6 protein-coding genes are annotated in these 5229 nt (G+C 69.9%); 1 reads left to right on the top strand and 5 read right to left on the bottom strand.

Annotated features, from left to right (window positions below):
* Positions 1 to 489: NFACT RNA binding domain-containing protein (locus Q1X76_RS09850; RefSeq protein ID WP_300719696.1), on the top strand; the 489-nt coding region annotated here is incomplete at its 5' end.
* Between the two features lie 692 nt (positions 490 to 1181).
* Here Q1X76_RS09850 and Q1X76_RS09845 read toward each other — a convergent pair.
* The 5 genes from Q1X76_RS09845 to Q1X76_RS09825 all read right to left on the bottom strand — a co-directional run bounded on the left by Q1X76_RS09845 (position 1182) and on the right by Q1X76_RS09825 (position 5031).
* Positions 1182 to 1838 (bottom strand): flavodoxin, encoded by a 657-nt coding sequence (locus Q1X76_RS09845; RefSeq protein ID WP_300719694.1) that lies wholly within the window; start codon positions 1836 to 1838, stop codon positions 1182 to 1184.
* A gap of 23 nt (positions 1839 to 1861) precedes the next feature.
* Positions 1862 to 2749, bottom strand: coding sequence for a carboxymuconolactone decarboxylase family protein (locus Q1X76_RS09840; RefSeq protein WP_300719692.1), 888 nt, complete (start codon positions 2747 to 2749; stop codon positions 1862 to 1864).
* Positions 2750 to 3115: 366 nt separating this feature from the next.
* On the bottom strand, positions 3116 to 3595 hold the full coding sequence (locus Q1X76_RS09835) for a cupin domain-containing protein (RefSeq protein ID WP_300719690.1): 480 nt from the start codon (positions 3593 to 3595) through the stop codon (positions 3116 to 3118).
* A gap of 367 nt (positions 3596 to 3962) precedes the next feature.
* A complete protein-coding gene (locus Q1X76_RS09830) occupies positions 3963 to 4301 on the bottom strand; it encodes a WG repeat-containing protein (RefSeq protein ID WP_300719688.1) in 339 nt (112 codons plus the stop codon).
* A gap of 382 nt (positions 4302 to 4683) precedes the next feature.
* Complete coding sequence (locus Q1X76_RS09825) at positions 4684 to 5031, bottom strand: cupin domain-containing protein (protein ID WP_300719686.1); 348 nt, start codon at positions 5029 to 5031, stop codon at positions 4684 to 4686.
* Positions 5032 to 5229: the final 198 nt, after the last annotated feature.

Genomic DNA, 5229 nt, shown 5'->3' with positions numbered 1-5229 from the left:
CCCGCCGCCGGGGAGGCGGGCAGGCCCGACCGGGCCACGGTGGCGCTGGGGGCCCTGCGCGGGGCGGCCCTGCCGCGCAATGTGCAGCTCTTCGTCAGCGACGACGGCTTCGCCCTGCTGCGCGGCCGTGACGCCAGGGGCAACATCGCCGCCCGCAAGCTGGCCGCGGCCCACGACATCTGGCTGCATGCCGACGGCGGGCCGGGCTCGCACGTCATCATCCGCCGCGCCCATGCCGGGCAGGAGGTGCCTGAGCGCACCCTGGACCAGGCCGGGGCGCTGGCGGCCTGCAAGAGCTGGCAGAAGGACGCGGCCCGGGCGCGCATCCTTTATGCCGAAGTGCGCCACATCCGCACCATGCGCGGGGCGGGCGCGGGCACCGTGCGCATGGACAAGATCCTTTACAGCCGCGAGGTGCCGGTGGACGCCACACTGGAGACCCGCCTGCTGCCCGAGGCCGGACAGGAGAGCGGGGACGGCCGCCGCTAGGCTCGGGACTGCGTTTTGTTTTGAGGGAGAAGAAAGCCCGTTGCGTTGCTGTCGATGCCCGTAGCTTCCTTCGTCGCAACAGGCACGGCCCTGCGGGCCGCCGTTCGGTCGCGCGTTGCTGTCGATGCCTGCAGCTTCCTTCGTCGCAACGGGCACGGCCCTGCGGGCCGCCGTCCGGTCGCGCGTTGCTGTCGATGCCCGCAGCTTCCTCCGTCGCAACGGGCACCTCAAATGTTCGCTCATGTATGCTTCGCTCCAAAGTCGATGCCCGCAGCTTCCTCCGTCGCAACGGGCACGGCCCTGCGGGCCGCCCTTTGCTGCTTGCGGCAAAAAGGGTTTTCTTCCTCCTCAACGTCCCCCATCTTCCCCGCGCTCCGCCCGATTTCCAGGCGGATGAGGACGGGAGTCTCCATTCCTAACATACTTTTCTTTCAGCATCTTGTTTGGGATGCTCTCCAGCAACACCGCCGTGATGACGGGTCCGCCCTGAACAGGCGACGGCCGGACGGCATACGAGAGGAGGACGGCGGAGAGCGCCGCGCACGGCCGTCACAGGCCCGGCGCACGCTCCCGTCGTCCTTTTTTGTCTGGTCACGTTCCTTTTTCTTGCGGGCCTCACCGTGTTGCTTGCCGCGTGACGTGCGCTTTCGTGCACGCGCCCACGCCTGCATGTCGTATGGGCATGGCCCTGCCTACTTCGCCGCCGCTCCGCTCCCGCCGTCCGGGGGCAGGCCGAGCCCGCGCAGCCAGGCGTCCACGGCCTGTCCGGCCCCGGCCACCCGGGTGCCGCGCACCTCGAAGCCCTTGAGGATGCGGGCTTGCGGGCAGAGGCGCGCCAGATCGTCGATGCTGCGGCCGAAGCGGCTCCCCCCGTGGGTGCAGAAGGGGATGACGATCCTGTTGCCCAGGTCGAGCTTTTCCAGCAGGGTGAACAGGATCATGGGCATGGTGTCCCACCAGTTGGGGAAACCGATGAACACCGTCCCGCAGCCCGTCAGATCGGGCAGGGGACCGGCCAGCTCCGGCCGGGCCTTGCGGCGCTGCTCCTGCCGGGCCATGTCCACCACGCTGTCGTAATCCCCGGGATAGGGGGTGGCGGGGCTGATCTCCACCAGCCTGCCGCCCACGAGGTCATGGATCATCCCGGCCAGCTGCCGGGTATGGCCGGAGTGCGAGAAAAAGAGGATCAGCACGCCGTTATCCTGCCGGTCGGCGGCCTGTACGGGCAGGGAGGAGAGCAGACGGGCGGCCGCGAGGCCCACGGTGCCGGCGGCCACGCCCTGCAGGAAGCCCCGGCGCGACGGACGGCCGGGCAGAGTGGGAGAAGGATGGGGAGTGTTCTGGCGCATGGTGTCCTCCTGTGGCCTTGGGCTCAGTTGTTCTGTGCGGGTTCGGGAAGCACGGCGTTGACGCAGGCCAGGGCGTTCAGCGTGCGGGGGAAGCCGATATAGGGCAGGCAGAGGGTCAGGGCGTCCACCAGCACGTCCTTGGCGTTGCCCACGGCCGCGTTGCCCTGCACATGGGAACGGACCTGGCTGTCGCAGCCGCCGAGGGAGGCGATGATGCAGAAGGTCAGCAGCTCGCGCGTCTTCAGGTCCAGGCCCGTGCGGGTATAGAGGTCGCCGAAACAGAAGGCGGAGAGGTGATCCCGCAGGATGGGGCGCTGCCGGGGCGGGGCCGAGGCCCGCATGGCGTCGATGGCGCTGCCGAAGATGGACTTCTGCACCTTCAGGCCCTGCTCGTGGCGCGTGGCGTCGCTGACGGTGCGCTGGCTGGGCACGGGCAGCGGGATGCCGCGCGTCGCGAGGGCCCTGTTGACATGGACCAGGGCGGCCTCGGTGCGGGGGAAGCCGATATAGGGCGCGCACTGGTAGAGGGCCTCCTTGATCTCCACGGGCGTGACGCCCGCGTCCAGGGCGGCCGCCGTCTGCGCTTCCAGACCGTCCAGGGTCTGGCAGGCCGTGAGGGACACCAGCACGATGAGCCGGCGCTGCCGGGCGTCCAGGGCGATCTGCGCCGGGATCTCCTCCTGCACGAGCCGGTCGCGCATGGCCGCCAGATCGGGGTCCGTGACGGCCAGCGGCGCGGGGCCGGCCCCGGGGGCCGGCGCGCCTGTGGCTGCCGGAGCGGCCTTGCCCGGGGAGGCGGCCGCGGCTGCGCCCGGGGCGTCGTCCAGGGACAGGAACAGCATGGCCAGCACGGCCAGGCAGGTCAGGGCCGCCGTGCGGGGCAGGGAAAAAGAGCGAGGGATGGTAGACATGATGCACTCCTGAAGGGATGTGGACGGTTGGCGCCGCGCTGCTCCCGGATACCGGAGAAGATGCGCGTTGCGGGCGCGGCGCGGGATGGCTGCGGCCAGGGGGGACGGCCCCGCCATGTGTCCGCTGGCCTGTCTGGAGCCTGTCCGGTGACAGGGCTGCGTCCGGGCAGGCTGTCTGGCGGCCGGCCTGGTGATCGGTCTGGATCTGGTCGGGCATCTGGCCAGCCTGACGGCAGGCCGTTGCGCCCACGGCCGGGCGCGGGCCGGAGGGGTGCAGCGCCCGGGCATCACCGGGACCGCCGCATTTGCGGGCAGGGCGCGTCCTGTGCGGGCCGCGTGCCGTGGCAAGGGGGCGGCGTCCCCGTCTCAGCGGGCGTCGTACTGGGCGTCGCTGACCGGTTCCAGCCATTGCACGACCTTGCCGGGCTCCGTTTCCTCACAGATGGAGATATGGGTCATGGCGCTGTGCGGTGCCGCGCCATGCCAGTGCTTGACGCCCACGGGGCAGATGACCACGTCGCCCGGCCTGATGACCTGCACGGGCTTGCCCCACTCCTGGGTGAGGCCGAGACCGGCGGTGACGATCAGGACCTGGCCCACGGGATGGACGTGCCAGTGGGAGCGCGCCCCCGGTTCAAAGGTCACGCTGCCGCCGCTGGAGCGCATGGCATGGTTGGCCGCATAGAGCCGGTCGATGCGGACCTGGCCGGTGAAGCAGGCGGACGTGCCCTTGACGCTGGCCTGTTCGCCGTTGCGGATGATGGTCTGGCCGCCGTCCTGCCCGGCAGCGGCGGGAGCGGCCGCGAGCAGCAGGGACAGCAGCAGAAAGATGGGTATGGTGCGCATGGTTCCTCCTGAAAGGCTATGCCCGCATGGTAGCAGCTCAGGCGGCGCAGACCAGCCACGATAGTCGCAGTTTTTTGCCTGATCGTGGCGGGCAGGCCCGTGTGGAGGAAAGGAAGCGCGGCGCAGGCGGACGTGGCCTTGCCGGAGGGGAGGAGGGCCACCGGAAAGGAGGAGATCCTGCCGGAAAGGAGAGCGCGCGGCTGACGGCGTGAGGACGGAGGACACCAACGCTCCCGCGTTGCGGCCTTGCCGCGCGGGCTGCGCGTTTCCCTCGGCGACGGCTTCGTCCCGTCGCAATGACGGAAGCTGCGGGCATCGGCAGCGGAGATGAGGGGGCCCAAAAAGCTGCGGCGGGTGTTGGCACGCCCTAGTCCGTCCTGCGGCCCGTTTTGTCTATAAGATACCAGGCATCGCTTTCCCAGTACCAGTGCTCGCCGCGGGAGCCCGGGACCTCCCGGCGTTCGCCCGTATCCGTGACCCGGGCCTTCCCGCCTTCGAAGGGGAAGGCGAAGGCGAAGCGGGGCCCGATCACCACCCGGCCGCTGGCGTCCGCATAGCCCATGCGCCCCCTGTCGTCCACGATGCGGTACAGGCCTTCCCGGACATAGTCGTCGCCGTTGTCGTAGCGGAAGGGCGTCACCGGGCGCGAAGCGTCGCAGGCGCACAGGAGCAGGCCCAGCAGCAGGGCGCAGCACAGGGTCTTCATGGTCATCCTCCAGGGGGCCCGGCAACGGCCGGGGCTGAGGGCAGGGCGCGGGCGGCGGCAGGGACTGCCGGCAGGGCTGCCTTCTTCCGGCAGGCGATGCCCGCGTCTTCGGCATGTCTGCGGGAGAGCCTTGGCAGGCTTCCGGTCCGTGAGCGCCAATGGGAAAGCCCTGTGGCGCGAACTCGCAGGCGCACTCGAAGAACTTGCGCCCGCGCGCGCCGTCGCTCCCCTTTTCTATAAGCCACTTGCGCCCGCGCGCGTACGGGAAAGCCGGGGAACACTTCTGCCCGATCCCTGATATCGCATTCCGGCGCGCCTACGGAAAAGCCACCCTTGCGGGTGGCTTTTCCGTATTCCGTGGCATGCCTCAGGGCAGGCCGTCTTATCTGGTGAACAGGATCAGGCAGACCATCTCCATGTCGTCGGGGCCGTCGTTATGGGCGGCGTGCCATTCCCCGTCGGGACAGATGGCGGTGTCGCCGGCCTGGAGCATGACCTCGGTGCCGTTGTCGTCATAGCGGCACCGGCCCTTGAGGATGTGGTAGACTTCCATGTCGCCCACATGCTGGTGACGGCCCACGGCTTCGCCGGGACCCAGGCGCACGATGTTGAACAGGCGGCCCTTGTCGTGGAATTCGCCTTCGTTGAGGAGCTGGGTGGCATGGACCAGGCCGGGGCCTCCGGCGATCTGCTTGTCGAAACGGATGTGGTCTTCCTTGCGGCGGATCATGGGCGTCTCCTTGCGTTTTTGGGGTGGCGGCAGGGGCGCTGCCGGGCTCAGGCCGTCAGCTGGCGGTCTTCTGCCGAGGGTTCGTCATTGTCCGTGTCCGCGGGCCGGGGGCGGGGCTGCAGCCTGCCGCCGGGGCGGGGCTTGCGGTTGCGCAGGGGCCGCTGCGGCCGGGCGCTGCCGTGGCCGGGACGGCGTTCG

This window comes from uncultured Desulfovibrio sp., assembly GCF_949282365.1.
Taxonomy (GTDB): Bacteria; Desulfobacterota; Desulfovibrionia; order Desulfovibrionales; family Desulfovibrionaceae; genus Desulfovibrio.
Note: the sequence above shows the minus strand (reverse complement) of the source record. Positions and strands in the feature narration are given on the sequence as shown.

What these genes read in the sequence shown, in the direction of transcription:
- Q1X76_RS09845 (WP_300719694.1), bottom strand. Translation starts at nt 1,838, where the DNA reads ATGCGCCAGAACACTCCCCATCCTTCTCCCACTCTGCCCGGCCGTCCG.
- Q1X76_RS09835 (WP_300719690.1), bottom strand. Translation starts at nt 3,595, where the DNA reads ATGCGCACCATACCCATCTTTCTGCTGCTGTCCCTGCTGCTCGCGGCC.
- Q1X76_RS09825 (WP_300719686.1), bottom strand. Translation starts at nt 5,031, where the DNA reads ATGATCCGCCGCAAGGAAGACCACATCCGTTTCGACAAGCAGATCGCC.
- Q1X76_RS09830 (WP_300719688.1), bottom strand. Translation starts at nt 4,301, where the DNA reads ATGAAGACCCTGTGCTGCGCCCTGCTGCTGGGCCTGCTCCTGTGCGCC.
- Q1X76_RS09840 (WP_300719692.1), bottom strand. Translation starts at nt 2,749, where the DNA reads ATGTCTACCATCCCTCGCTCTTTTTCCCTGCCCCGCACGGCGGCCCTG.